The 24,963-nt window shown below is 75.6% G+C and carries 20 protein-coding genes, 1 pseudogene and 1 riboswitch; of the genes and pseudogenes, 10 read left to right on the top strand and 11 right to left on the bottom strand.

What is annotated here, in order from left to right; all coding sequences use genetic code 11:
* Nucleotides 1–50: 50 nt before the first annotated feature.
* Nucleotides 51–172, bottom strand: a riboswitch (cobalamin riboswitch).
* Nucleotides 173–308: 136 nt separating this feature from the next.
* Entirely contained in the window at nucleotides 309–1,697 is a 1,389-nt protein-coding gene (locus tag ACFWJ4_RS29400) for a rhodanese-like domain-containing protein (RefSeq protein WP_380549024.1), read from the bottom strand.
* Between the two features lie 342 nt (nucleotides 1,698–2,039).
* Here ACFWJ4_RS29400 and ACFWJ4_RS29395 point away from each other — a divergent pair, with 342 nt between their 5' ends.
* The 5 genes from ACFWJ4_RS29395 to ACFWJ4_RS29375 all read left to right on the top strand — a co-directional run bounded on the left by ACFWJ4_RS29395 (nucleotide 2,040) and on the right by ACFWJ4_RS29375 (nucleotide 8,707).
* Nucleotides 2,040–2,444 carry a rhodanese-like domain-containing protein gene (locus tag ACFWJ4_RS29395; protein ID WP_380549021.1) on the top strand — a complete coding sequence of 135 codons (405 nt, stop codon included), beginning with the start codon at nucleotides 2,040–2,042 and terminating at the stop codon, nucleotides 2,442–2,444.
* Nucleotides 2,441–3,190 (top strand): sulfite exporter TauE/SafE family protein, encoded by a 750-nt coding sequence (locus tag ACFWJ4_RS29390; protein ID WP_380549018.1) that lies wholly within the window; start codon nucleotides 2,441–2,443, stop codon nucleotides 3,188–3,190. Before ACFWJ4_RS29395 ends, ACFWJ4_RS29390 begins: the two co-directional genes overlap by 4 nt.
* 158 nt (nucleotides 3,191–3,348) lie before the next feature.
* Complete coding sequence (locus tag ACFWJ4_RS29385; RefSeq protein ID WP_380549016.1) at nucleotides 3,349–3,915, top strand: rhodanese-like domain-containing protein; 567 nt, start codon at nucleotides 3,349–3,351, stop codon at nucleotides 3,913–3,915.
* Nucleotides 3,916–4,141: 226 nt separating this feature from the next.
* Entirely contained in the window at nucleotides 4,142–6,544 is a 2,403-nt protein-coding gene (locus tag ACFWJ4_RS29380; protein ID WP_380549013.1) for an RICIN domain-containing protein, read from the top strand.
* A gap of 114 nt (nucleotides 6,545–6,658) precedes the next feature.
* Entirely contained in the window at nucleotides 6,659–8,707 is a 2,049-nt protein-coding gene (locus ACFWJ4_RS29375) for an alpha-galactosidase (RefSeq protein ID WP_380549010.1), read from the top strand.
* A gap of 10 nt (nucleotides 8,708–8,717) precedes the next feature.
* Here the strand turns inward: ACFWJ4_RS29375 and ACFWJ4_RS29370 are convergent, their stop codons facing one another.
* Entirely contained in the window at nucleotides 8,718–9,161 is a 444-nt protein-coding gene (locus ACFWJ4_RS29370) for a hypothetical protein (protein WP_380549007.1), read from the bottom strand.
* A gap of 208 nt (nucleotides 9,162–9,369) precedes the next feature.
* Here ACFWJ4_RS29370 and sigJ point away from each other — a divergent pair, with 208 nt between their 5' ends.
* The gene (gene sigJ / locus ACFWJ4_RS29365; RefSeq protein WP_380549004.1) at nucleotides 9,370–10,326 is read left to right on the top strand and encodes an RNA polymerase sigma factor SigJ; all 957 of its coding nucleotides are present in this window, start codon (nucleotides 9,370–9,372) and stop codon (nucleotides 10,324–10,326) included.
* A 9-nt stretch (nucleotides 10,327–10,335) separates the two neighbouring features.
* Here the strand turns inward: sigJ and ACFWJ4_RS29360 are convergent, their stop codons facing one another.
* Nucleotides 10,336–11,538 carry a saccharopine dehydrogenase NADP-binding domain-containing protein gene (locus ACFWJ4_RS29360; protein WP_380549002.1) on the bottom strand — a complete coding sequence of 401 codons (1,203 nt, stop codon included), beginning with the start codon at nucleotides 11,536–11,538 and terminating at the stop codon, nucleotides 10,336–10,338.
* Between the two features lie 6 nt (nucleotides 11,539–11,544).
* Entirely contained in the window at nucleotides 11,545–12,582 is a 1,038-nt protein-coding gene (locus ACFWJ4_RS29355; protein ID WP_380549045.1) for an alpha/beta hydrolase family protein, read from the bottom strand.
* A gap of 101 nt (nucleotides 12,583–12,683) precedes the next feature.
* Between ACFWJ4_RS29355 and ACFWJ4_RS29350 the strand changes: the two are divergent.
* From ACFWJ4_RS29350 to ACFWJ4_RS29340, 3 genes and pseudogenes are all read left to right on the top strand, one after another.
* Nucleotides 12,684–12,872 (top strand): annotated as a pseudogene (locus ACFWJ4_RS29350) (helix-turn-helix domain-containing protein); the annotation flags it as partial.
* A gap of 36 nt (nucleotides 12,873–12,908) precedes the next feature.
* On the top strand, nucleotides 12,909–13,652 hold the full coding sequence (locus ACFWJ4_RS29345; protein WP_380548999.1) for an SOS response-associated peptidase: 744 nt from the start codon (nucleotides 12,909–12,911) through the stop codon (nucleotides 13,650–13,652).
* A 20-nt stretch (nucleotides 13,653–13,672) separates the two neighbouring features.
* A complete protein-coding gene (locus ACFWJ4_RS29340; protein WP_380548996.1) occupies nucleotides 13,673–14,038 on the top strand; it encodes a nuclear transport factor 2 family protein in 366 nt (121 codons plus the stop codon).
* Nucleotides 14,039–14,104: 66 nt separating this feature from the next.
* Here the strand turns inward: ACFWJ4_RS29340 and ACFWJ4_RS29335 are convergent, their stop codons facing one another.
* A complete protein-coding gene (locus ACFWJ4_RS29335) occupies nucleotides 14,105–14,470 on the bottom strand; it encodes an iron chaperone (protein WP_380548993.1) in 366 nt (121 codons plus the stop codon).
* Nucleotides 14,471–14,633: 163 nt separating this feature from the next.
* On the opposite strand from ACFWJ4_RS29335, the gene ACFWJ4_RS29330 reads away from it, so the two are divergent.
* Complete coding sequence (locus ACFWJ4_RS29330; protein ID WP_380548990.1) at nucleotides 14,634–14,996, top strand: S26 family signal peptidase; 363 nt, start codon at nucleotides 14,634–14,636, stop codon at nucleotides 14,994–14,996.
* 59 nt (nucleotides 14,997–15,055) lie between these two features.
* On the opposite strand, the gene ACFWJ4_RS29325 is transcribed toward ACFWJ4_RS29330, so the two are convergent.
* From ACFWJ4_RS29325 to ACFWJ4_RS29300, 6 genes are all read right to left on the bottom strand, one after another.
* Nucleotides 15,056–15,490 carry a hypothetical protein gene (locus ACFWJ4_RS29325; RefSeq protein WP_380548987.1) on the bottom strand — a complete coding sequence of 145 codons (435 nt, stop codon included), beginning with the start codon at nucleotides 15,488–15,490 and terminating at the stop codon, nucleotides 15,056–15,058.
* A 13-nt stretch (nucleotides 15,491–15,503) separates the two neighbouring features.
* Nucleotides 15,504–17,168, bottom strand: coding sequence for a thiopeptide-type bacteriocin biosynthesis protein (locus tag ACFWJ4_RS29320; protein WP_380548984.1), 1,665 nt, complete (start codon nucleotides 17,166–17,168; stop codon nucleotides 15,504–15,506).
* 193 nt (nucleotides 17,169–17,361) lie between these two features.
* Complete coding sequence (locus ACFWJ4_RS29315) at nucleotides 17,362–19,284, bottom strand: TOMM precursor leader peptide-binding protein (protein ID WP_380548981.1); 1,923 nt, start codon at nucleotides 19,282–19,284, stop codon at nucleotides 17,362–17,364.
* Nucleotides 19,281–20,978 (bottom strand): hypothetical protein, encoded by a 1,698-nt coding sequence (locus ACFWJ4_RS29310; RefSeq protein ID WP_380548978.1) that lies wholly within the window; start codon nucleotides 20,976–20,978, stop codon nucleotides 19,281–19,283. The genes ACFWJ4_RS29315 and ACFWJ4_RS29310 overlap by 4 nt, the downstream gene beginning before the upstream one ends.
* Nucleotides 20,975–22,195, bottom strand: a complete 1,221-nt coding sequence (locus tag ACFWJ4_RS29305; protein ID WP_380548976.1) for a hypothetical protein — start codon at nucleotides 22,193–22,195, stop codon at nucleotides 20,975–20,977. The genes ACFWJ4_RS29310 and ACFWJ4_RS29305 overlap by 4 nt, the downstream gene beginning before the upstream one ends.
* A complete protein-coding gene (locus ACFWJ4_RS29300) occupies nucleotides 22,188–24,827 on the bottom strand; it encodes a lantibiotic dehydratase (RefSeq protein WP_380548973.1) in 2,640 nt (879 codons plus the stop codon). Before ACFWJ4_RS29300 ends, ACFWJ4_RS29305 begins: the two co-directional genes overlap by 8 nt.
* Between the last annotated feature and the right edge of the window lie 136 nt (nucleotides 24,828–24,963).

Raw genomic sequence — 24,963 nt, 5'->3', positions numbered from 1 at the left:
GAGCGCCGAGGGGCCAGCGGGCTCCGGCCCGCAGACCACGACGGGAGGAGGGGTGACACACCTCCGCCGACGGGTACTCGGGCTCGCCGCCGACGCGGGGTCGGCGGCCTACCGTTGCGGGTCAGCGCCGGATTCGGACCGGACTTCCCCCATCGGCGGAGTCACAACATGACGGCCCATCATGGCGATGCCCCGAACAGCGGGTCAAGAGACCCCGGGGCCCGAACCCCCGGTTGAACAGTGGCCTCGTCATCACCGGGGCGAAGGCGAAGGCCGGCGAGGCCGACGACCTGATCACTGGCGGTACGTCATGACACCTGAGCGGGGTGGGTGAGGGTGTGCCAGGCGCTGTAGCCGCCGAGGAGGTCGGAGACCTCGGTGTGGCCGTGGTGGCGCAGCAGGCTGGCGGCGATGGAGGAGCGGTGGCCGCTGGCGCAGTGGACGACCAGGGGGCGGTCGGTGGGGATCTCGTCGAGGCGGCCCGGGAGTTCGGTCAGGGGGATGTGCAGGGATCCTTCGATGGAGCCGGTTTCGCGCTCGCCGCAGGTGCGCACGTCCAGGACGGTGGGGGGCTGCGCGTCGGTGAGGGCGGTGCGGAGCTGGTCGGCGGTGAGGCGGCCGGCGGGGGTGACCTCGTCGGCGAGGGCGGGCAGGGCGTTGCCGGGGTTGCGCAGGTAGCCGGCGATGCGGTCGAAGCCGATGCGGGCGAGGCGGGTGATGACCTCGCCCTCGCGGTCCTGCGGGGCGATGATCGCGATGTTGCTGTCGGGGGTGAGGACGGTGCCGGCCTGTTCGGCGAAGCGGCCGTCGACGGGAACGTTGATGGCGCCGCGGATGTGTCCCGCGCCGAAGTCCTGGGGGCTGCGGGCGTCGAGGACGACGGCGCCTGCGGTACGGGCCTCCTTGAAGCCTTCGGGGCACAGCGGGCGGGCTGCGTTCGTGGGATCGAGCAGCGGGCGGTCCTGCCGGTTGAGGGCGGCGTCGTGGCCGAAGTAGGCGGGGGCGGTGGACTGGCCGGCGGTGACGATGCGGACGAAGGTGTCCTGGTCCATGGGCCGGCAGGCGTAGTTGGTCAGTCGCTGCGCCCCGATGGTGGACTGGCGGTCGGCGGAGAGGTTCTTGCCGCAGGCCGAGCCGGCACCGTGGGCGGGGAAGACGAGGGTCTCGTCGGGCAGGCCCATCAGCTTGCGGTGGACGCTGTCGTAGAGCATCGCGCCGAGTTCGGCGGCGGTGACGCCGGCCGAGGCGAGCAGGTCGGGGCGGCCGACATCGCCGATGAACAGCGCGTCGCCGGTGAGCACACCGTACGGGACGGTGTCGTCGGGCTGCTCGAAGACCAGGATGCTGATCGACTCGGGCGTGTGGCCGGGGGTTTCGAGGACCTGGACGGTGACGTCGCCGAGTTCGATCCGCTCGCCGTCGGCGAGCTTGCGGATGGGGTACTCGGTCTCGGCGCGGTGACCGTAGCCGATCCAGGCGCCGGTGCGGGCGGCGAGTTCGAGGTGGCCGGCCAGGAAGTCGGCGTGGAAGTGGGTGTTGATGACGCCGACGACGGTCAGGCCGCGCGCCATGGCGTCGGCGAGGTACTCGTCGACGTCCCGGCGGGGGTCGACGATCACGGCCCGGCCGGTGCGTTCGTCGGCGATCAGGTAGGAGGCCTGGGAGAGGCAGTCGAGGTAGTACTGGCTGAAGATCACGGGGTTGTCTCCTCCGGGTCGGGCCTCGGCCTTCTCCTGGTTGGCGAAGCCGGATTCCTGGGCGCCACAGCGCCATCGCGATACCCCCCTCGGTATATTTGCGAGCATACGGCTTCGGGAGCCGATACGGGCGGGGGTATGTCCGAACGATTTCGATAATACCCCCGGGGGTACTATGGTGAAGCCATCGAGGGGCCGGCCACCGCCGCCGAGCCGATACGGGCGGGGCCAAGGACGCACCGGTCACGCCGCCGTACCGGGCCACCGGGCCCGTGCGGACGCCCGCGCCGCCCCCGACCTGCCGGACCACTGCGGTCCGGTCTGCACCACTGGAGACACCGCATGCCTTTGCTGCCGCACGCCCACGGGTCCGCTCCCCACGAACACCGCGCCCACGGACACCGCACCCCCGGGCGGACCACCCCCGCCGAGGCCCACGAACTCGCCCGCACCGGCGCCGCCGTGCTGCTCGACGTCCGGGAGGCCGTCGAGTTCGCCACCGGACACGCCCCCGACGCGCTGCACCAGCCGCTGATCGGCCTGGTCGCCGGTGTCCCGCTGCCGCCCGCGGCGGCCGGCCGGACCGTGCTGGCGATCTGCCGCTCCGGCCACCGCTCCCAGCGCGCGGCGGAGTTGCTCGCCCAGCGCGGCGTCGAGGTGCTGAACGTGGCCGGCGGCATGAACGCCTGGGCCCTGTCCGGGCTCCCGGTCACCACGCCCGACGGAAGCGCCGGGCACGTGATATGACCACGCTGCTCCTGGCACTCGCCGCCGGCGCGGTGGTCGGGCTCGCCCTGGGCGGGCTGGGCGGCGGCGGCAGCATGCTCGCCGTACCCGCCCTGGTATACCTGCTGGGCTTCAGCCCGGCGCTGGCCACGACCGCCAGCCTGGTGATCGTCGCCGCGACCTCCCTGACCGGCCTGATCGCCCACGCCCGGGCGGGCCGGGTCCGCTGGCGCACCGGCGCCCTGTTCGCCGCCGCCGGACTGCCCCTCGCCGCGGCCGCCGGGGCGCTGTCCGCCCACCTGCCGGGCGCGCTGCTGACCGGCGCCTTCGCGGTGCTGGCGGCGCTCGCGGCCTTCCGGATGCTGAAGCCGCCCAAGGCCGAGGCGCAGGAACGTTCCGCCGCAGGACTCGGCCGCTCCACGGCCGCGGGCGCCGGGCTCGGCGCCGTCACCGGACTGCTCGGCGTCGGCGGCGGCTTCCTCGCCGTACCGGCCCTGGTCTCGGTGCTCGCCTTCACCATGGCCGAGGCGGTCGGCACCAGTCTGCTGGTCATCACCGCCAACTCGCTCGCCGCCCTGCTGCCCCGCCTGGGCGCGACCGGCGCGATCGACTGGGCCGTGGCCGCCCCCTTCACCGGGGCCGCGATCCTCGGCGCCTGGGACGGCAAGCGGCTGGCCGACAAGCTCAGCGGGCGCACCCTGCGGAAGGCCTTCGCCGTCGCCCTGCTCGCCGTCGCCGCGCTGATGCTGATCACCACGCTGGCCTGATTCACCACGCCGGACCGATCAACACGCCGGCCTGCATCAGCACGCCGGGCCGACCACCGCAACGGGCCGACCACGGCGCCACCGCGACGGGCCGACGCCCAGCCCCCGACCCCCCCCACCCCCAGCCACACCCCCTTCCGGAGAGGACCCCACCCCCCATGACCACGCCGCTGACCGTCGAGCAGCTCCAGCCCCGCCTCGGGCAGCTCACCCTCATCGACGTCCGCTCCCCCGGCGAGTACGCCGCGGGCCACATCCCCGGCGCCCTCAACGTCCCGCTCGACCAGCTGGACCGCGCCCTGCCCACGCTGCGCGAGGCCGCCGCGCACGGCGAGATCGCCGTCGTCTGCGCCGCCGGGCCGCGCGCCGACGACGCGTGCCGCCAGCTGTCCGACGCCGGCATCCCGACCCTCACCCTGAGCGGCGGCACCAACGCCTGGGCCGACGCCGGCCGGCCGCTGGACCAGGTGGCCGGCGCCCGCCGGGTGTGGGCACTGGACCGCCAGGTCCGCCTGGTGGCCGGCTCGCTGGCGCTGGCCGGGGTGCTGATCGACCTCGCCCTGCCGGGCGCCCGCTGGGTCTCCGCGGCCGTCGGCGGCGGGCTGGCCTTCTCCGCGCTGACCAACACCTGCGCGATGGGATCGATGCTCTCCAGGCTCCCGTACAACCGGCCCCGCCCCGGCACGCCGAGCCTGGACGAGACGCTCGCCACCCTGAAGCGCTGACCCCCGTCCCAGGACGTGAAGGCTCCCGCCCACCCCCGTCAGGCGGGAGCCTTCACCATTCGTCCCGGCCACCTCCCGGAAGCCCTTACCGCACATCCCGTTGACGCGACCGAAACAACCATGTGAAATGTCACCCATCACATGCGATGCATCATAGCTCGGCTTTCCCATCCGATTTGAACGTTCCAATGCGATCACCCACCGACCGACCGGAGGTAGCTCCGCCATGCCGCCCCGCCCCCGCGCCTTACCCACCGGTCTCGCCCTCCTGGCCGTCCTCACCGCCCAGGCCCTCGGCGCCGCCCCGGCCCCGGCCGCCGCCGGAGCACCGCTCGTCGACGGCGGCAGCTACCTGCTCGGCTCCGCGCTGGACGGCTCCTGCCTCGGCCCCCAGTACGCCCAGCCCGCCCCCGGCACCCCGGTGCTCGGCGCGGCCTGCGGACGGCTGCTCAGCCAGCGCTGGCAGCTGCGCCGCACCGGCGGCGACTACCTCCTGGTCAACGCCGCCAGCGGCCGCTGCCTCACCCTCGGCGGCCCGGACCGCCGCCCCGCCACCGCCGACTGCGGCTCCACCCCCGAGGCCGAGCGCTTCACGGTCTCCCGTGCTCCGCAGGGCACCTACACCCTCACCGTCCGCGGCACCGGCGCCTGTCTGACCGCCGGCCCGGCCCCGGTGAACCACCACTGCGACCACCGCCCCGCCCACCGCTGGACGCTCACCCGCACCGAGCCGCTGGTCCTCGCCGACCCCGGCTTCGAGCAGAGCAGCGGGAGTGGCGCCTCCACCACCGCCGCCCCCACCGCCGCCGGCTGGACCTTCACCGCCCACACCGGCACCGCCACCAACAACCCGCACGGCGGCAGCCGCCTCGCCTACCTCGACGCCGGCCCCGGCTACACGGTGAGCCAGCAGGTCACCGCCGTCACCGAGGGCACCTACGACCTGTCCGCCTGGATCGCGACGGGCGGCGCCGGCGGCAGCCTCTCGGTGAGCGTCAACGGCACCGTGGTGCGCTCCCTGCCGCTGCCCGACCAGTCCACCTACGCGAAGTACACCCTCCCCCGGGTGCGGGTCGCCGCCGGCGACCGGCTCACCCTCACCATCGGCTCCTCCCCGACGGGCTGGGTCAACGTGGACGACGCCGCCGTCGCCCCGTCCGCCCCCAACGACCCGGTGATCAGCTCCTCCGACCCCGAGGTCGTCGCCCTCTTCGACTGGGCCAAGACCAAGGCCAACAGCTGGGTGCAGCAGCCCGGCGCCACCGGTGTGCTCGACCAGGACGAGAACCACCCCGGCGGCACCGGCACCACCACCTACGACGCCTCCTACTGGGCCGGCTACCCGTTCCGCTCCGCCTTCTACAGCCGTGACTTCGCCCACCAGCTGGTCGGCGCCCACCTGCTCGGGCTGGACGCCGAGAACAAGACCATGCTGCGCGGCTTCGCGGCCTCCGCCACCGACGTCAACCGGCTCTACCCGGTCTGGGCGCTCAACTTCGACGCCCGCAGCTACGCGGCCATCGACTACCGCGGCCCGGACCGCTTCGTCCGCGAGCTGCCCGCGCCGTTCGAACTCGTCCAGCAGGCGGGCGAGGCCTTCCGCTGGACCGGCGACCGGGACTACGCCGAGGACCCGGGCCTGGGCCGCTACGTCCGCAACACCCTCGGCCCGTTCATCGCCGCCCGCCCCGGCCCGGTCGACAACGGCGGGGTGCCGATCCCGCAGGCCACCAGCCGCAGCATCTTCGCCGGCACCGCCAGTTACGCCGAGAACGCCACCCGCACCTACGCCGAGGCGGGCGACGCGGTCGGCGCCCAGTACCAGGCCTACCTCGCCGCCGCGACGCTGGCCGAGGCCCGGGGCGACGCCGCCTCCGCCGCCGGCTACCGGAAGGCCGCCGACCAGCTGCACACGTACGTCAACTCCACCTGGAGCGTGGACGGTTCGCAGCCCGGCGAGGTCGTCCACGGCTACGACACCACCGGCAAGCCGATCACCGGCTGGGGCTACGAGGCGAGCGTGCTGATGCCGGTCAAGCGGCTGCTCGACCCGGGCCCGCGCCGGGACGGCTTCCTCGCCGCCGTCGACGCCGCCGACTCCGGCCCGGAACGCTCGGCCAACCTGGAGGCCTACACCTACCTCCCGGACGCCTTCTTCGCCAACCACGACGGCACCACCGCCTGGAAGTGGATGCGGCACATCTACGAGAGCACCGGCGAGCCGCACGTGAGCGGCGCGATGCTCAACGGCGACTACCCCGAGGTCCCGTTCACGCTGCTCGCCCAGACCGTCCAGGGCCTGCTCGGTGTCACCCCGGACGCCGCCGGCCACGCGCTCACCACCGCCCCGCAGCTGCCCTCCTCGATGGGCTGGCTCCAGGTCGCGGGCATCCCGGTGGGCGCCGGCACGGTGACCGTCCGCCACGACGGCACCCAGCGCAGCACCGTCACCAACACCGGTACCGAGCGGCTGACCTGGGAGGCCCGCTTCCCCGGGCAGCACGCCCGCGTCACCGTCGACGGCGCGCCGCGCGAGGCCCGCACCACGACCGTCGACGGCGTGACCTACACCTCCACCACCGTGACCCTCGCCCCGGGCCGCTCCGCGACCGCGACCGTCACCGACTGACCCCCACACCGCCCCACCCGCGGCCGGCCGGCCCCACCCGGCCGGCCGCGATCCCCTCTCCCCCCATGAGCTTTCCCGACCAACCGGTCCCCCCACATCCTCAGGAGTGCGCACATGCGCCGAACCCGCCGCCGTCTCGCGGCATCCCTCCTGTCCCTCGCCCTCGCCACCGCCGGCCTGGGAGCCGTCGGCCTCGGCACGGCCGCGCCGGCCGCCGCGCTCGGCAACGGCAACGCCCTGACCCCGCCCATGGGCTGGAACTCCTGGAACTCCCTCGGCACCGAGGTCACCCAGGAGCAGGTCGTCCAGACCATCGACTTCATGGCCGCCAACGGCCTGGTGGCGGCCGGGTACGACACCGTCACCATCGACGACGGCTGGTCGCTCTGGCACCGCGACGGCCAGAGCACCGACCTGGTCCGCAACGCCGACGGCGGCATGCAGCTGTACGACAACGCCGGGAACCCGGTCAGCGGCACCGACGGCACCGGCAACGACCCCACCTCCGGCCACCTGATCCCCCGCCCCGACCACTTCCCCGCGCAGACCGTGGACGGGCGCAGCGTCAACGGCATCGAGTACCTGGCCCGCTACGCGCACGCCAAGGGCATGAAGTTCGGCCTCTACGCCACCGACACCTACCTCACCTGCCAGATGCACCCCGGCAGCCTCGGCCACGAGTCCACCGACGCGGCCGACTTCGTCTCCTGGGGCGTCGACTTCGTCAAGTACGACGACTGCCCGTACGGCCCGCAGATCGTCGGCCCGGACGGGCACAACTACTACACCCAGGGCGAGGGCAAGGAGCTGACCCGCTCGGTCTACGCCCGCGTGCAGACCTTCCAGCGCGCCCTGGACGCCGCCTCCGCCGCCCAGGGCAGGCCCAAGGTCACCCTCAGCGTCTCCGCCCAGCCCGCCCACACCGGCGTCCCGTACCTGCTCGCCGCCGACGACCCGGCCCGCACCGACCCGGTGGTCCAGGCCGCCGGGACGGCCCCGTTCCACGCCCCCGGCTACGCGCCCACCGGCGTCTGGTGCGGCCAGGTCGCCAACCTCTGCCGGATCGGCGGCGACCGGGACAGCGAGCTCGACGGGGTGCTCTGGAACGGGCAGTTGCAAACCGCGCTGCAGTACCCGGGCAACGTCCGCCCGGGCAGCTGGAACGACCTGGACATGATGTTCACCGGCTGGCAGGACGTCTACGGCCTGTGGGGCACCACCGACACCTGCGTCTGCCACAAGCCCTTCACCGACGACGAGTCCCGCACCGAGACGTCGATCCTCGCCATGCTCGCCGCGCCGCTGATCTCCGGCGCCGACCTGCGCACCGCCGCGCAGTCCCGGCACAGCGACGGCGGCTACACCTGGTCCACCGGGATCGACGACGCGAGCCTGGCGATCCTGAAGAACCGCGAGGTGATCGCGATCGACCAGGACGGCCTCGCCAAGCCCGCCACCCTGGTCGGCGCCAAGCCTGCCGACGGGCGCGCGCCGGTGGTCCTCAAGCGGCAGCTCGCCAACGGCGACACCGCCGTGCTGCTGGTCAACCAGGACCCGTCGGCCGGCCGCAGCGTCTCCACCAGTCTCACCGAACTCGGCCTCGGCGGCTCCGGCTACCGGGCCAAGGAGCTGTGGACGGGGGCGAGTTCGACCGTCACCGGGCCGATCGGCGCCTCGCTCCCGGCGCACAGCGCGGCCCTCTACCGGCTCACCCCGACGTCGACGGGCGGGCCGTCGGGCGTCGTCGACGACGGGAAGTACCACACGTTGACCAGCGGCGGCCTCGCGCTCTCGCTGCTCGGCTCCTGCACCGCGCCGATCGGCTCGATCACCGACCTGGAGCCCGCGCGCCCCGGTGACGCGGCGCAGCAGTGGACCTTCACCACCAACCCCGACGGCACCGTCCGGATCACCGACAACTGCGCCACCGCCACCCACCGGCACACCGTGCTCTCCGCCGGGAGCTCGGCCGGCTACAGCGCCTACCTGCTCGACCTGTCGCCCGGCAACCCCTGGCAGGAGTGGAAGCTGACGCAGGGCCCGGCCGGCGTCACCGTCACCAACGTCGCCACCGGCCTCGCCCTCGACGCGGGCGCCGGCACCGCCGGCACCCCCGTCACGACCCGCCCGGCCGCCGGCCAGAGCTGGACCCCCGGCTCCTGAGCCGAGCGCGTCAGGAGGATCCGGGGCCGGCCGTCCGCACGGAGCGGGCGGCCGGCATCCGGACCAGCACGGCCACGCTCAGGCCGAAGATCAGCACACCCAGCGGGACGTGGACCGACGGCACGTGCGCGATGCCGAGGACGACCTGCGCCGAGGCCAGCACCAGGAAGCCCGACGCGTACAGGATCGGGCGGGGCGAGCCGCCGCCCGGCCGCCAGGCCAGGACGGCGGCGAGCACGTACAGCATCGAGGCCCCGTACATCACCCGCGCGCCGATGCCGTGCAGCAGTTCGCCGTAGGAGGTGGAGAGCAGCAGGCCGGCCGAGACCGCCTGGAGGAGGACGGTCGCCGTCTGGAGCGCGACGGAGACCCGCAGGAAGGCCCGGGTGCGCTGTTCCACCGCCGTTCCTGGCACCGTCCCCGTCGCCGCCCTCGCCGTGGTGTGGATGGCCATGTCGTGTTCCCCTCTTCTGCCTCGCGGCGGTTGATCGATAGTGTCCCGGTGATCCGACGACACAGGCCGGCGAAGTGTGAGGCGGGGTCCGTCCCGGGCCGGACATCGCGTGCCGGCTCGTGGTCGGGTCGCAGCGGCGGGAACGGCAGGAGCCGCGAGAGCGGCGAAAGCGCCGGCGGACGAGACGAGGCAGGGAGCGGCCCCGACCATGAACACCCCATCCCAGCCGGGGCAGGAGCGGCCCGTACCGGAGCTGAGCGTGATCGTCGGCGAGCGGCGGCAGCTGATCAACCTCGCCTACCGGCTGCTCGGTTCGCTGGCCGAGGCCGAGGACGCGGTGCAGGAGACGTACGCCCGCTGGTACGCGCTGCCCCGCCGGCAGCAGGAGGCCATCGCCTCGCCGGGCGCCTGGCTGACCACGGTGGCCACCCGGGTCTGCCTGGACCTGCTCGGATCGGCGCGGGCCCGGCGGGAGCGCTATGTGGGCGAGTGGATCCCCGAGCCGCTGCCCGACCGCAGCGAGTGGATCGGCGGGCCGGCCGGCGGCAGCGGCGGACCGGCCGACCCGGCGGACTGGGTGACCCTGGACGAGTCGGTGAGCATGGCCTTCCTGGTCGTGCTGGAGGCGATGACCCCGGCCGAGCGGGTGGCGTTCATCCTCCACGACGTCTTCCGCTACCCGTTCCCCGAGGTCGCCGGGATCGTCGGCCGGACCCCGGCGGCCTGCCGGCAGCTGGCCGCCTCCGCCCGCCGACGGATCAGGGCCGCGCAGGCCCCGGCGACGCCGACGGGCGCGCAGGCCGGTCTGGTACGGCACTTCAAGGAGGCCTGGGAGGCCCGGGACATCACGGCCCTGATCGCCCTGCTCGCCCCCGACGCCACGATGACCGCCGACGGCGGCGGCCTGGCCGGCGCCGCACTGCGCCCGGTCCGGGGCGGCGAGCGGATCGCCCAGTACCTGGTCCACCTCGCCGACCGGGCCCCCGGGCTCACGCTCCTCGAACGGACCGTCAACGGCCGCCCCGGCCTGGTGGCCCGGCACGGCGGCCGCACCGCGACGGTGGCGGCGTTCGAACTGGCGGACGGCCGGATCACCCGCATCTGGGCGGTCCGCAACCCGGAGAAGCTGCGCCCGTGGACGGAGGACGACCCGCGCGACGGCTGAAACGCCGGCCTACAACTCCTCCACCACCTCCACCCCCGGGCACTCCCGCGCCAGGTCGGCGAAGAAGCGCTCGCCGTCGATCACCGCCTCCGGCGGGTGCACCCCCGCCGCCCGCACCGTGCCGTCCAGCAGCTGCGCCAGCGCCAGCCCCGCCGGGACGCCCGTGGCCTCCGCCATGTCCGCCAGGAACCGCTCCGCGCCGTCCAGGCGGGCGAGCGCCACGGCCGGTCGGCCGTCGCGCGTTCCGGTGGCGGCGGCGAAGAACGGCGGGAGAGTGCCCGGCCCACGCATCCGGGGGGCGCGGGCGGCCGCACGCAGGGTGCGGCGCAGGGTGGGGCGGTCGAGGTCGGCGGCGGCGGTCTCGTTGGTCAGCCGGCCGGCGTCGAGGTCCTCGCGCAGCACGCCCAGGTAGGCGGCGGTGCCGACGGAGACCACCATGAGGTTGGCCGCGTCGCCGCCGGGCCGCAGGCTGCGGTGCAGGGTGACCGGCTCCGGGTGGCCGACGGTGTAGGCGGTGCCGCGGTGGCCGCCGGGCAGGTCGAGGGCGACCGGACGCAGCGGGGGCCGCCGGACCGGTCGGCCGTCCTCCACCGTCGCGATGGTGCCGCTGATCTGCTGCATCCAGTGCACGGCGGCGGCCGAGACCGCGCCGTTCGGGTCGCGCAGCGAGGTGTCGGGCCGGGAGGAGTCGGGCCGGGAGGAGTCGGGCATGGAGCCGACGTCCACCGGCCAGGCGGTGTACACGTCGGTCAGGGTGTCGAGGCGGGCGGCGGCCCGGGCCGCGAGCAGGTTGCTGACGCCGGGGCTGGCGCCCGCGCCGAGCACCGCGCGCACTCCGGCGGCGCGGGCCTCCTCGTCCAGTTCCAGCATCGCGACAGTGGGTTCCCAGTCGTCGCAGATGTCCAGGTAGTGGGTGCCGGTGCGGATCGCGGCGCGCAGCACGTCGAGTCCGTACCGGTAGTACGGGCCGACGGTGTTCAGCACGGCGTCGGCGTCCGCGAGGGCGGCGTGCAGCTCCGGGCCGTCCGTGACGTCGACCCGGCTCGCGCGGACGGGCACCGGAGCGCCTGCGGCGAGTGCGGCGGCGGCGCGGCGGGCGGCGTCGAGGTCCCGGTCGGCGATCACCAGTTCGTGGACGCCGGGCAGGGCGGCCGCGACCCGGGCGGAGACCCGGCCCATCGCGCCGGCCCCGCCGAGGGCGAGCAGCTTCATCGTGGGTCAGCCCTTCCGGTGGTCGAGCGAGGTCAGGAAGTTCCGCATGCCGTCGAGGTAGCCGGGGGTGAACAGCGAGCGCGGGGCGGCGACGGCCAGGAGGGTGCTGCGCAGTTCGGAGTCCTCGATGTCCTCGGGCACGATGTTGTGGGTGGAGTCCGGGAAGCGCAGGACCTGGAGCAGGCCCGGGGTGGTGACGAGGCGGCGGTAGCCGGCCTCGGTGTCGTCGCTGTCGACGTTGACGTCCCGGCCGCCGAGGATCAGTTGCACCGGGATCCGGAGCGCGGCGAGGTCCTCGGTGGCGTCGGAGAGGTGGTTGCGCTTGTTGAACGCCCACCGCTCGGGGGTCAGCCCCTCGGCGTCGCCGCCGGCGGCGCGGTACTGCTCGAAGGTCGCACTCGCCCGCAGGGCGGCCAGGTTGCGGTCGCTGCGGGCGACGGCGGCCGCGGTCTCCTCGGGCGAGGCGTGCCGCTCGCCGAGCTCGGCGAGCAGGTTGTAGCGGCCCTGCTGGAGCCAGTTGACGGCGGTGCCGACGGCGATCAGGAACTTGACGTCCGGGGACTGCCGGGCGGCCTTGGGCATCACCCAGCCGGCCTGGCTGGCGCCCCAGAGCCCGATCCGGTCCGGGTCGATGCCGGGCTGGGCCTTGGCCCAGCGGATCGCGGCGAGGGTCTCGTCGACGCGGTCCTGGATGCTCTGGTCCAGCCAGTTGCCGGGGGCGTTGCGGACGCCGGGCTTGTCCCAGGACAGCGTGGCGTACCCGGCCTTCGCCATGGCTTCCCAGAGCGGCCGGTAGAAGGTGTCGTGGGTGGCGTCGACGGGTCCGTCGCCGTGGACGAAGACCACCAGTCCGTACGGTCCGTGGCCGCCGGTGGGGCGGGCCAGCACGCCCTGGAGCGGCTGCTTGCCGCCGGTGACGGTGACCCGCTCCTCCGTGAGGTCGTACTCGTTCTGGTACACCACCCAGCCGCCCGCGCCGACCAGCAGCACGGCCACGGACAGCAGTGATCCCCAGAGCCACCGGCGCTTGCCGAACAGCTTCATATCGTTCACTCGCCAATCGTTCGTTTCTAACACGACCGTAGCAGAAGTGAACGGTAGGCGTGGGTCACCCGGTCCCCATGTGCTCCGCCCCAGCGGACGGTGCCGACCTCGGCATGACTTTCCCTCAGTGGCGCACCCAGCTGCGGCTGCACCACGCCCTGGTCCTGCCCGCCGAGGGACTGCCGGTCACCGCCGTCGCACACCGCCGCGACTGGGCCTCCGCGCGCGCCTTCATCGACGTGTTCCGCCGCGCCTTCGGCCACACCCCGGGCGCGCGGGCGCCCAGTTGAACACCGTTGTCCGTGGGACGTGGGAGGCTGGGAGGCATGTGCGGCCGCTTCGTCTCCACCACCACGCCCCAGGACCTCGTCTCACTGCTCGGAGAGCTCCGGTGGGACCCGGCCGAGACCTTCGCACCGAGCTGGAACGTCGCCCCGACCGACCCGGTCCCGGCCGTCCTGGAACGCGTCGACCGGGACACCGGCGAGGTGCTGCGCCAACTGCGGCCGCTGCGCTGGGGATTGGTCCCGTCCTGGTCCAAGGACCCGTCCGGCGGCGCCCGCATGATCAACGCCCGCTCGGAGACCGTCGACACCAAGCCCGCCTTCCGCAAGGCCTTCACCGCCCGCCGCTGCGTCATCCCCGCCGACGGCTACTTCGAATGGCGCGAGGTCCCCGCCACCGCCGACCGCAAGAAGTACAAGCAGCCGTACTTCCTCAGCACCGGCGGCGTGATGCTGATGGCCGGCCTCTACGAGTTCTGGCGCGACGGCACCCGCCCCGAGGACGACCCGCTCGCCTGGCTGGCCACCGCCACCGTCATCACCACCGACGCCACCGACTCCGCCGGCCGCGTCCACGACCGGATGCCCCTCACCATCGCCCCCGACGACCTCCCAACCTGGCTCTCCCCCGCCCACACCGACCGCGCCGAGCTCCACCACCTGCTGCGCCGCCCCGCCGACGGCGACCTGCGCGTCCGCGCCGTTCCCACCACCGTCAACAGTGTCCGCAACAACGGCCCGCAACTGCTGGACCCGGCCGACGACCCGCTGGGACTGGCCGACTGAAGCCGAACCAGGGAGATCGCATGAACCGCACCCCCGCGAGCATCGTCGAGGCAGCGTTCCGCTGCTACCGGTCACAGGACCGGGAGGCGGCCGTGCCGCTGTACGCCGAGGACTTCACGTTCACCAGCCCCCAGGACGACCGCATCGACAAGGAGGCCTTCTTCCGCCGGTGCTTCCCCACCGCCGACCGGTTCACGGAGCAACGACTGCTGCGGGTGACGCCCGCCGGCGGGGAACTCGTCTTCGCCTACTACGAGTACGAGCTGACCACCGGCGACCGGTACCGCAACGTCGAGGCGATCACGGTCCGGAACGGGCTGATCCGGGAGGTGCAGGTCTTCTTCGGCGGCCGGCAGCCGGCGCCGAGCCCGCCCACGGCACCGTGAACCGGCCTCTCCGGATCTTTCCGCCTCGCCGACTCGCCCCGAGCGGCACCCCGGCGCCCGGCGGCGTCAGCAGATCCTGCCGGGCCGGGCCGCGGTGGCCCTGAGCAGATCCCGCAGCAGGCCGAAGTCGACGTTCTCCGGCCTGCGGAACCGCAGGCAGCCCTTGCCCATGTCCTGCCCGGCCAGCCGTTCCTCGAACGCCTCACGGACGTCACCGCGCATGAGGTAGAAGGAGATGTACTGCTTCTGGCTGGCGAACGCGATCTCCGCGGCGCCGTCCCGCTCGTACGCGGGCATCCCGTACGCCATGACCTCGTCGAAGCCCACCAGCTCCTCCCGGCACAGCTGCCGCAGCGCGGCCAGCACGGCCCTGCGTCCCTCAGGAACCCCGGTCAGGTAGCCGTCGACGTCGCTCGCCCTGCTCTGCACCATTCCACGAGGCTATGCCGGATGTGGAACCCGCATCAACATTTCAAGCTCCTCCTCGTTCCGCACCGCGGGAATCCGCCGAGGGGTTTCGGGCGGGCCGGGAGGCCGGGGGCCGGGGAGCGAAAACCTGTTGGGCCCGCACGGGCGGATCTGCCACGATCGGCGGATGGGTGCATGGGATGGGGTGGCGGCCAGGGTCGCCGGCGGAGCCACCGTCGAGTTCAGGCCGAACGGTTCGTCGATGGTCCCGCTGATCCGCAGTCGGCAACTGGTGACCGTCGCCCCGGTCGACCCGTCCAAGCTGGAGCTCGGCGACATCGTTCTCGCCCGCGTCGCCGGAACCGTGTACCTGCACCTGGTGTCGGCCCTCGATCCGGCCAGGCGGCGCGTGCAGATCAGCAACAACCGGGGCCGCATCAACGGCTGGACCGGCCACGACCGGGTCTTCGGCATCTGCGTCGCCGTCGAGGGGACACCCCGGGCCGGGGCGGCGGGCAAGACCCCGGCTGCCTCCCCCGCCCGGCCCTGAGGCGCGCGGACCGCCTCGGTCCGGGGGCGTGTCTCATCCAGGAGGCCCGTTCGGGGCCGTCAGGAAGAGGTCCCGGTGCCGGGCGGCCAGCGGTGGCCGGCTTCGTGCAGGTGCTGCAGGGCCATGAGGTCGTTGGCCACCATCACCTGGGCCAGCCCGGCCGCGGCGGAGACGACGGCGGGCCAGCCCGGCGAGTCCAGGTAGTCCTCGTCGGGGGCCCGGGCGCCGACCGCCTCCTGGACCGCACTGTAGGCCGCACCGAGCCGGGCCATCAGCTCAACCTCCTGCTCGGTGCGCAGGCTGTACCCGAGGGACCGCCCCGGATCGTTCGCGTCGCAGAAGTCGTCGAAGAGCACGTGCACGGTGTGGGCGAGGTCCTCGAACTCGTCCCGGTCGAGCCACACCTCGCTCTGCCAGGTCGGGCTGGCCAGCGCCACCACGGCGGGCACGACGTGGAGGCGGAACGCGGGGAGGGCGATGCCGTGATCGGTCACGGGCCGAGGGTACTCACTCCATGATCACCGGTACAGTCCCCGGCCGGCCCAGCGGGAGCAGGTACTGGATCGGCTCGCCGAGGTCGTCCAGGCCGAGGAGTTCGTGGGCGAGGTCGTCCTGGAGGCCGCCGAGGGGGGTGGTGCCGAGGCCGAAGGCGGCGGAGGTCAGGAGCAGGTTCTGGGCCAGGTGTCCGGCTTCCAGGACGCCGAGGCGCAGGGCGCGCAGACCGTAGCGGCGGCGCAGCCGGGCGAGGTCGAGGTACACGGCGAGGACGGCGGGGGCCCGGTCGACGCCGATGGCGTCCGGGTCCCCGGCCGGGCGGGAGAGGTAGGAGGAGAGTGCCTTGAGGTCGTCGAGGGCGGGGGCCGGGCCGATCGGGCGCAGGCTGCGGTGTTCGGGGAGGCAGTGGTAGGTGCCGGCGGGCAGGCCGTCGACGGCGAGGGCGAACAGGCGCAGCCGGACGGTGTGCAGGGCGCCCGCGCTGGGGTACGGGCGGTGGCCGGTGTCGGGGGCGGGGGCGAAGGCGGACCAGAGCAGTCCGCCGAGGGCGCCGGCGGTGAGCGGGCCGGTCAGCGGGCCGCGGGTGGAGCGGCGGGTGCGCAGGGCGTCGGCGAGGGTGACGGGCGGCAGCGGGTCGGCGGGCAGCGGGAGGTCGCCGGGTCGGGGGCTCGGGGCCGGGTGGTGCGGCAGGTCGCGCAGGGCGGTGTCCTCGCCGCGGCCGATCTGGAACTTGCTGCGTTCCAGGTACTGGTGGTCGGGGGCGTGGTGGTCGGCGGGGAAGAAGGTGAACGGCTGTCCGGTCTCCAGCAGGGTGCGGGCGGCGAGGCGGCAGACCGCCCGTTCCTCGTCGGGGCCGACGCCGAGCCGGTTGAACAGCATGTGCAGCTGGGAGGCCCAGATCCACTCCAGGCGCTCCTCGGCGGCCGAGGCGGGCGAGGCGGGCGCGGCGGGCGCGGCGGCCCGCATCCGGGCGGCGGCCTCGGCGGCCCGCACCGCCCAGTCCCCCAGCCAGGGCGTGGCCGTGCCGGCGTCCAGTGCCGCGCGCAGCTCCCGGGCGCGGCGGGCCAGCGTCTCCCGCTGGCGGGCGAACACGGTGTTGACCCGGGTGTGCACGGCGGCGCCCGGCAGCGGCCGGAACTCGGTGACCCAGCGCCAGGCGGCGGCGTGGCGGCGCAGCCAGCGGGAGGCGGCGAGTTCGTCGAGGCCGAGCGCGTACGCGGTGGTGTGGGCGAGGTCGAGGGCGAGCTGCATCCGCTTCTCGGGGGCCGCGCCGAGGGCGTGCAGGGCTCGGACGGCGGCGCGGGTGGAGTGGGTGAACACCTCTTCGGCGATCGGCAGCAGGGCCGCGCCGCCGTAGCGCTCGGTCTCGGGCTCGTACGGGACCTCCGTCACGGTGCCGTGCCCGTCCGCGAACGGGCCGTCGGGCGCGGTGCGTCGGGTGGCGAGGCGGGTGAGGTCGGCGGCGAGGGAGGCGGGCGCCGGGCCCGGGCCGCGGTGGCGGATGCGCAGGTGGGGGCCGCCCTCGCCGTAGCGGATGAAGAACCAGTCGGTGCCGGCGAGCCCGTCCATCAGCGGGGCGAGGTCCTCGGTGAGGAAGGCGTCGGCCTCGCGGGCGGGCAGCGGCAGCGCGAGGTGCAGGCTGTGCCAGGTGGTGGCCGGCAGCGCGTGGGTGGTCATCGTGTGCTCTCCGGTGGGCCAGGGGCGTGGGGTTATGGTTACAAGAGACCAACGAGCGGGCCGTTGACAAAAAAAACCCCCCCAACGCACCGGGGCGGGGGGGGGGTTCCCTTGTGGGGCTCCGGGGGGGGCGTGGGGCTGTTCTGCGGCCACCCGCCGCCCTGCGGGGGGGGTTCCCCCAACCCCCACGCCCTCAGGGGAACGGGTGCGGGTGGAGCGGGAGTTCGTCGTGGCGCAGCGGCGCGGGGGTGCGGCCGAGGCGGTACGGCACCTCCAGCAGGCGGGGCAGGCCCCGGGTGCGGCGGTTGGCGTGGCCGAAGGTCATCGGCAGCGTGCCGGGGACGACGACCTTGACGCAGTGCAGGCCGAGCCGGTCGCGGACGCCGGGCTCGTCCTGGGTGACCACGAGGACCTCCAGGTCCTCCCCCGCCAGCCGGGTGACCGTCCGCTCCAGCAGGTCGGTGAGGTCGGTGACGGGTTCGGGGTCGCCGGGCCAGCGCTCGGTCCAGGGCACCGGCGGCGGGCCGGCGAAGAGGAAGTCGAGGCGGGGCTGGGCCTCGGGAAGGGTGTTGAGGCCGACGTGGTCGTCCAGGGAGACGACGAGCTCCGGGCGTTCCAGCATCGGCCGCAGCCGCTGCGGGTCGCGCGGCCCGCCCGGGGCCGTGGAGCGGTGGGGCGCCTCCTGGACGTTGGTGACCACCTCGGCGACGGCGGAGCGGATCGCGGTCCGGGGGTCGTGGTGGGCTCCGGCGGCCAGGAGGGTGCGCGGGGCGTCGGGGTGGTCGCCGCGGTGGCGGCAGAGGGCGATCACGGCGGGTACGCCGAGGTCGTTGGTGGCGTCGAGCAGGGTGAGGCGGTAGCCGAACAGCTCGGCCCGGTCGGCGAGTTCGGCGATCTGCGGGTCCTCGGTGGGGACGGCGACGCGGGGCAGCGGGGTGCGGGCGTACCAGGCCATCAGGAAGGCGTCGCGCTCGGCGACCTCGAACAGGCCGTAGAGCGCGGCCTCCTGGGGGCTGTTGCCGAGTCCGCAGCCGTTCGAGGACTCGTAGACCACCCGGGGGCGGTCGCGGCCGGGAACCTCCCAGTAGGCGACGCGCTCCGGGACGGCGACCGGGCGGCGGCGGGTGAGCGACCAGCCGTGCACCCAGTCGAGGACCAGCTCGGGGCTGTACGGGGCGGTGGCCGGGCTGGGGTGCCCCTGGTGGGCGTCGTCGGGCAGGCCGAGCCGGGCCGGGTCGAGGACGGCGTCCGGGCCCAACTCGCTTGCCAGTTCGGCGAAGGAGGCGCGCAGGACAGTGCGGCGCCCGAGCGGCCGCATGCCCGCGTGCCGTTCCACCGCCTCGAACAGCGCGACCCGCTCGCTGGAGCGGAAGTCCGCGGCGCGCCCGTACCCGCCGTCGTCGAGCGCCCGGCCGTCGGTCACCCAGGCGGTGGTGAGGGCGAAGGCCGAGTCCTCGGTGCGGAACAGCCGGCGGACCGGGCCGAACCGCTCGTCGTACAGTTCGGCCCGCAACCGCCCGGCGTCGGTGCGGTCGTTGGGCCCGCGCAGGACGGCCGGGTCGGGCAGCGGGCGGGGGGTGGCGGGCAGCCGGGCGGCCTCGGGCGTGTCGGGGGGCAGCGGCCGGCAGACCTCGCAGCCGCCGACGGGGCGGACCCGGTGGGTGGACCAGGTGGCCCGGCCGCCGTGCACCACGTGGACGGTGGCGCCGTCGGCGCTCTCCGCGGCCTCGGGGCCCCCGGCGCCCTGCACGCCCTCCACGGCCTCGGGGCCCTTGGCCAGCTCGGCGGCGAGCGCGGTCACGGCCTCGGCGAAGGCCGGGGTGCCGGTGCCGCCCAGCGCCAGGGCCGGGCTCTGCCAGGGCACCCGGCCGCCGGCGGTGGCGAGCCGCTGGTACTCGACGCAGGCGAGGCAGGCCGGTGCGCCGGGGGCCAGCACCGGCCCGACCACGGTCAGCGCGCCGTCCTCGCGCACCGGCACCAGGCGTACGGGGTGTGCCAGGGCGTGCCGGCTGAGCCGGGCGGCCAGGCCCAGGGTCCATTCGGTGAGGTGGACGACGGCGGTGCCGCTCGTGGCGGCCAGTGCCTCGACCGGGGTCAGGACCGGCAACTCGCTCATGGGCGGCCTCCTTCGGCTGTGAGGGCCGTGAAGCCGCAGCCGTCCAGGGCGTCGGCGAACGGGCGGTCCTCGGGGGTGGCGGGCCGCCAGCGGGCGGTGCGCAGACCGGTGATCCGGAGCAGGGCGGCCTGCAGGTCCGCCTCCCGGTCGGCGATGTCGGCGAGCCAGCGGTCGGCCCAGCCCAGGTCGGTCCAGGCCGCCGGGGTCCGGCCGGCGGCGGCGAGCGGGGCGGCGGCGCCGGACAGGACGGTGTGGTGGACGGCGGCGAGGCCGGCGCCCCGGGCCATCAGCCGGGCGAGGGCGGCCAGTGCGGCGTGGGCGACGGCGTCGGCGGGCGTGGCCTCGACCGCCCTGCCCTCCTCCACCTGCGCCAGGTACACCGACTCGCCGGAGAGTTGACGGACCGTCGGTTCAGGTGCTCGGCCGAGCCGGCGGGCCAGGACGCCGTACCAGTGCCCGGCCTGCGGGTGTTTCCGCCAGGCGGACTCGGGCACCGCCCGGTCGCCCCGCACCGCCCGGGCGTCCAGGAGCGGCCGGTCGCCCCGCACCGCCCGGTCGAGTACGGCGCGGCGCAGGGCCAGGCCGAGGGCGTGGTCCGGGTCGACGCCGACCACCGGCACGGCTCCCCCGCCCACCGCCGCCAGGTGCAGTTCGACGGACCGACAGGCGGCGGCCAGCCGGGCGAGGTCCGTCCGCACCGCCCCGGCCGCCAGCGGGCCGGCGGGGGTGGCGCAGGAGACCAGGGCCACGGGCAGCTGCGGGAGGTCGCCCGCGGAGGGTGCGTCCAGCACGCCCAGCCGGGGGTCACCGAGGGCGTTCACCCGGCGCAGCGCCTCGGCGAGGCTCCCGGGCGGCGCGGCGACGGCCCCGGGGCCCGCCGCCCACGGGTGGTGCTCGGCGTGCGGCGGAGCGGCGTCGGCGATCAGGACGGTGGGGCGCCCGTCGAGCAGCCGCGGATCATCGGCCGGCTCGCCCGGGTCCGGCAGGCCCGCGACGGCACAGAGCAGCCGCTGGGCGCCGGCCGCGGCGAGCAGCGCGAGGAGCACGGGCGGCGGGTCCGCAGCGGGGGCGGGTTCCAGCCGGGCGGCGAGCGCCGCCGCGTCCGTCCGGGCCCGGCCCGGGTCGGCGGGCTCGGTGACGAAGCCGCCGTCCGCACCGCACTGCACCGCGACCGCCAGCTCCGTTCCCGCCGGACCGTCCGCCGTGGCCACCACCCGGCCGGCGGGCAGCCCGGGCTCGGCGACCACCGCCGGGGCCGCCGTCCCGCCCCGGGCCAGGGCGCGCGCCATCGCGCGGGCCGACGGGCCGTCCGGGTCCGCGGCGGCCACCACCGGGCGGGCGGCCGCCAGGGCCGCCTCCGCACCGCCGGGGTCGTCCGCCACCGCGCCCGGCCAGGGCGGCAGCCGGACCCCGTCCGGGTGGTCCACGAGCAGGCCGTGCTCGCGCAGCCGGGCGGTGACGGTGGCCAGCGCGGCCGCCACCCTCGGCTCGACGGCCGCCTCGACGGCCGCGTCGACGGCCTCCTCCTGCGGCCCGAGCCGGGCGGCGAGCACATGCCACAGCGCCGGGAGCGCCCGGCTGCCCTCCAGGGTGACGCTGCTCTCGCGCCCGCGCAGGTGCAGCCCTTCGCGCAGCGGCGTCACCGCCACCCCGGGGCGCAAGCGGGGCCGAACGGCGTCCGGTTCGGCCGTCATGCCGCCCCCTCCAGTGTTGTGCGCCCCGCGCCGCCCGTCGCCACCGCGGCGCCCGACTGCTCCGCGCCGCCCGGATGCTCCGCGGCGCCGAGGAGCGTCTGCCAGCGGTGCCCGGTCAGCTCGGGCACGCTGCGCACCAGCAGGTGGGCGGCCAGGTAACGCTCCATCGGGCGGACGTCGCAGATCGCGAGCAGCCGGTACAGGCCGTTGGTGCCGGCCCGGTTGATCAGGTAGTCGGGACGGTGCCACATCCTGCCGTCGGGGTCAGCGCGCTGCAGCAGTCGGTGGAACTCGCTGTAGCGGGTGCGCAGTTCGACGTTCCAGCGTTCGGCGGTGGCCGGGTCGCCGAGGGCCTCGGCGCGCTCCCGGTACTCGGCGTGGCGGCCGCCGAGGTCGGCGCCGGCCGTCAGCCGCCGCTCGGCCAGGCTCCAGGCGGTCGCCGACCAGTGCGCCCAGTCCCGTTCCCAGTCGCGCGCGCCGCCGTCGGCGATCCGGCCGACCAGCGCGGTGACCGCCCGGCCGCTCTGCTCCCAGCGGCGCTCGAAGGCGGCCCGCAGGCTGCCGTCCGGGTCCTCGTGGACCAGGAAGTCCTCCAGGTGCGAGAGCACCGAGTAGTGCGCGCCGACCAGCCCGTCCGGGTGCGCGGTGGCGTGTGCCGCGAGCGCCGTCAGCACCAGCTGCACCCGCGCCTGCGGGGTGTCGCCGTGCGCGCCGAGGAAGTGGCAGGCCGAGTCGAGGGCGGGCAGGCCGGTCCGCAGCAACTCCTCGCGCAGCTCGGCGGATTCGTCGCCGATCAGCGCCCACAGGGCTTCTTCGGCGGACCGGTCGACGGGCGCCGCCACCACGGTGTTGTCCGGCACCAGCGGCGCGTACGGCGGCGCGATCAGCTCCGCGCGTCCGGCGACCGCGGCCTCGGCGAGCAGTTGCTCGTCCGACCGGTCGGCCACGGACGGGTGCGCGGCCGCCCACGCCCGCAGCGCCTCGGCGGCCCGCTGTGCCGCCCCGGCCACCCGTGCCTCCGGGCCGCGCAGCCGCAGCCGCAGGTGCGGTCCGAACCGCCAGTGCCGCTCGACGTGGGCGGCCAGCCCCTCGGCCGCCGCCTGCCGGGCCAGCGGCAGGACGGCTTCGCGCAGCGCGCGGGCCTTGTCGGGCCGGTAGTGGTACAGGACCACGTCCCAGGCGGTCACGGCCCCTCGGCCGTCGGCCGGGTCACTCATCGGGCGCCTCCTCGGCGATGGCGGTACGGACGGATTCGAAGGCGCCGGCCGCCTGCGCGCTGCCCCGGCCGGGCCGGTACGTCTCCACCACGAGTTCCACGGCCCGGGTCGGCTCCGGCTGACCCGCGATGGCCGGGAGGGCCTCCTCCAGCACCACGCCGGGCGGGTGCCGGGTGAGCCATTTGGCGAGGTGGCGCAGGTGCAGCGGGTTGCCGAGGTCGACGGGCTGCGGCTTGGGGGCTCGCAGGTGGGCGACGAAGGCGTCGCCGGGCGTGCCCGTGGGGTCGGCCGCGGCCGGTGCGGGGTGGAGGAAGAGCTGCTCGGGCAGGTCGAGCCGGGCCCGCCAGCGGGCGACGGCCGCGGCCGGGACCCCGTCGGGGCCCTGGTCGGCGGCGAGGTCGGCCCGCAGGGCGTCGAGCACTCCGGCCGGCAGGAGCCAGCGGCGGCGGGCGAGGACGACGTGCCGGTGGCGCAGCCGCGGGGTGCGCAGCACGCTGCCGCCGGGCGCGGCGAGGGTGGTGCGCGGCAGCAGCGGCCGGAAGTCGACGACCCCCTCGGGGTGGTCGTTGAGCAGCGGGCCGAGCCGCCGGGGCAGCATGACCGGTGCGAGGAAGCCCAGGTAGAGGACGTCGAGCAGCTCGCCGGTGGTGCGCAGCCGCAGCCGGAGCTGGTCGTCGACCGGGTCGTGCACGAGGTCGAGGTCGGACTCGGCGAGGCCGGTCCACTGTCGGTCGGGGCCGATCTCGTCGGCGAGCAGTCGCGGGTGCAGGTTGGCGTTGAAGCCGCCGACCGGCCGGATCTGGGCGGCTCGGGCGCCGGCGCCGAGGCCGGACCGCAGCTGCCGGGCGACCTCGGTGGCGGCCTGCGGGGCCAGGCCGTCGAGGAAGCGGCTGGTGAAGCGCCCCCAGCCGCCGTAGACGTGGTTGACGCACAACAGGCCGTCCGCGGAGCCGCGTTGGACGAACCAGGAGTAGCTGAGCGGGCGGGCCGCGGTCCAGTGGGGCAGCCGGGCGGCCAGGGCGCGGATCCGCTCGGCGGGGAGCACGAGTTCGCCGTCCTGCTCCGGCAGCTTCGCGAACTCCTCGCGCAGCGCTGCCAGTTCGTCCGGGGGTGTCGGATCCGCCCAGGAGTCCGCCAGGTCGGCACCGAAGTCCCAGGGGGCGTCGCACACCCCGCCGACGCCGTAGCGGGCGACGAAGCGCTCCCGGGCCGCCCGGCGCATCAGGTGAGCGTGGTCGAACAGCTCGGCGAAAGCGGTGAGTTCGGCGAGCGCCGCCCGGTCGGCCGCGCCCGGCCGGGGCTGCGGCGGAGCCGGCGCGTGAACGTCCTCGCTGAGGACGCTGAGCGGTGCGGCCTCCTGCGGCACCGGCCGGCCGGCGTCGGCCAGCAGCCGCCGCCAGCGCTCGGCGAGGACGGCCAGCAGTGCGGGGCGGTGCTCGCCCGGGGTCGCTGCCAACTCGACGTTCTGCCGTTCGAGTTGATCGATCCGGTGGGCCAGCTCGGCGTCCTGCGGCCACTGCCGGAGCCACCCGGCCAGGCTGCGGAGCGGGTGCCGGTCCTGCGGGTCGACCGGTTCGGTGGGCACCAGCAGCCGGGCCGTGACGAGCTGGTCCACGAAGCGGTGCGCGCCCGGGTCGTCGCCCGGCCGTCCGAGGGCCTCGGCGAGCCCGGCGGCGAGCCGGTCCGGCGGGGCCGGGGTGGCCGCGAGCGAGGCGAGCAGGGCCAGTTCGGGCCGGGCGGCGAGTTCGACCTCCTCCTCCCGGGTGACCAGGAAGCGCCCGCCCGCGAACAGCGCCTCCGCGCGGGCGTAGCGGGCCCGGCCGTCGGCGACCCGGGCCGCGCTGGTCATCCGGTGCGGCAGCGTGCGGCTGCGGCGGGGGTCGTCGAGCAGGGCCTGGACGAGCGCGGTGACCAGTGCCCGGTTCTCCCGGACGCAGGCGCGGGGCTCGCCCGCCGCGGCTTCGGCGTCCTCGGAGGACCAGCCGACGGCGGTGAACCAGGACAGCGGGCTGGTCTTGGCGGTGGCCCGCAGGGCGTGCCGCAGCACGGCCGCCTCCTCCTTGCGCGCCCGGCCGCGCGGTTCCCCGGTCGCGCCCGCCGTGTTGGCCACCGCGCGCAGCAGGTCGGCGCTGGTGAGCGCGACGGCCCGGGTGAAGGCGGGCTCGCGGCAGATGTCCGCGAGGGCGGCCCGTTCGGCGGCGAGGGCGGGCGGGACGGCGTCGGCGAGCGCGTCCAGCAGCCGGGCCCGCAGCCGTCGCAGCTCCAGCCACTCGGCGAGCCGCGGGATCCGGCGCGGCAGGTCGGCGAGCCGGTCGAGCAGCACCGCCCGCGGCGTTCGCCCGTTGTGCAGGTCGCGGCGCAGCGGCAGCACGACCCTGCGGTGGAACTCCTCGTCGTGCCCGGCCCGGCCGGCGTACAGGTCGTCGCAGAGGGCCGGCCGCAGGGCCTCGGCCGCGGCCTCGGCGGCGGCGAGGTCGCGCAGCAGCGCCCGGGTGTGCGCCGTGGCCGCGGACTGGGCGGGCCGGGCGAGCACGGTGGAGCGCACCAGGGCGTGGCGCGCGGCGTACGCGGCCGGAGCCGGTACGGGGGCCGGCGCCCGGGCGTCCCGGGGCGGGGCGGCGCGGTTGGGCATGGGCGGTTCCCTCCGACGGGGCCTGGGGCGCGTCTCGTGGGACTGGTCGGTTCCGGCCGCGGCGCCGCCGGCCCGACCGGGTCCGCGCGACAGGTCCCGCGGACCCGCGGCAGGCGCTGTGGACGCGGGACGAACC

It is taken from the genome of Kitasatospora sp. NPDC127067 (assembly GCF_042724755.1).
Classification (GTDB): domain Bacteria; phylum Actinomycetota; class Actinomycetes; order Streptomycetales; family Streptomycetaceae; genus Kitasatospora; species Kitasatospora lactacystinica.
Note: the sequence above shows the minus strand (reverse complement) of the source record. Positions and strands in the feature narration are given on the sequence as shown.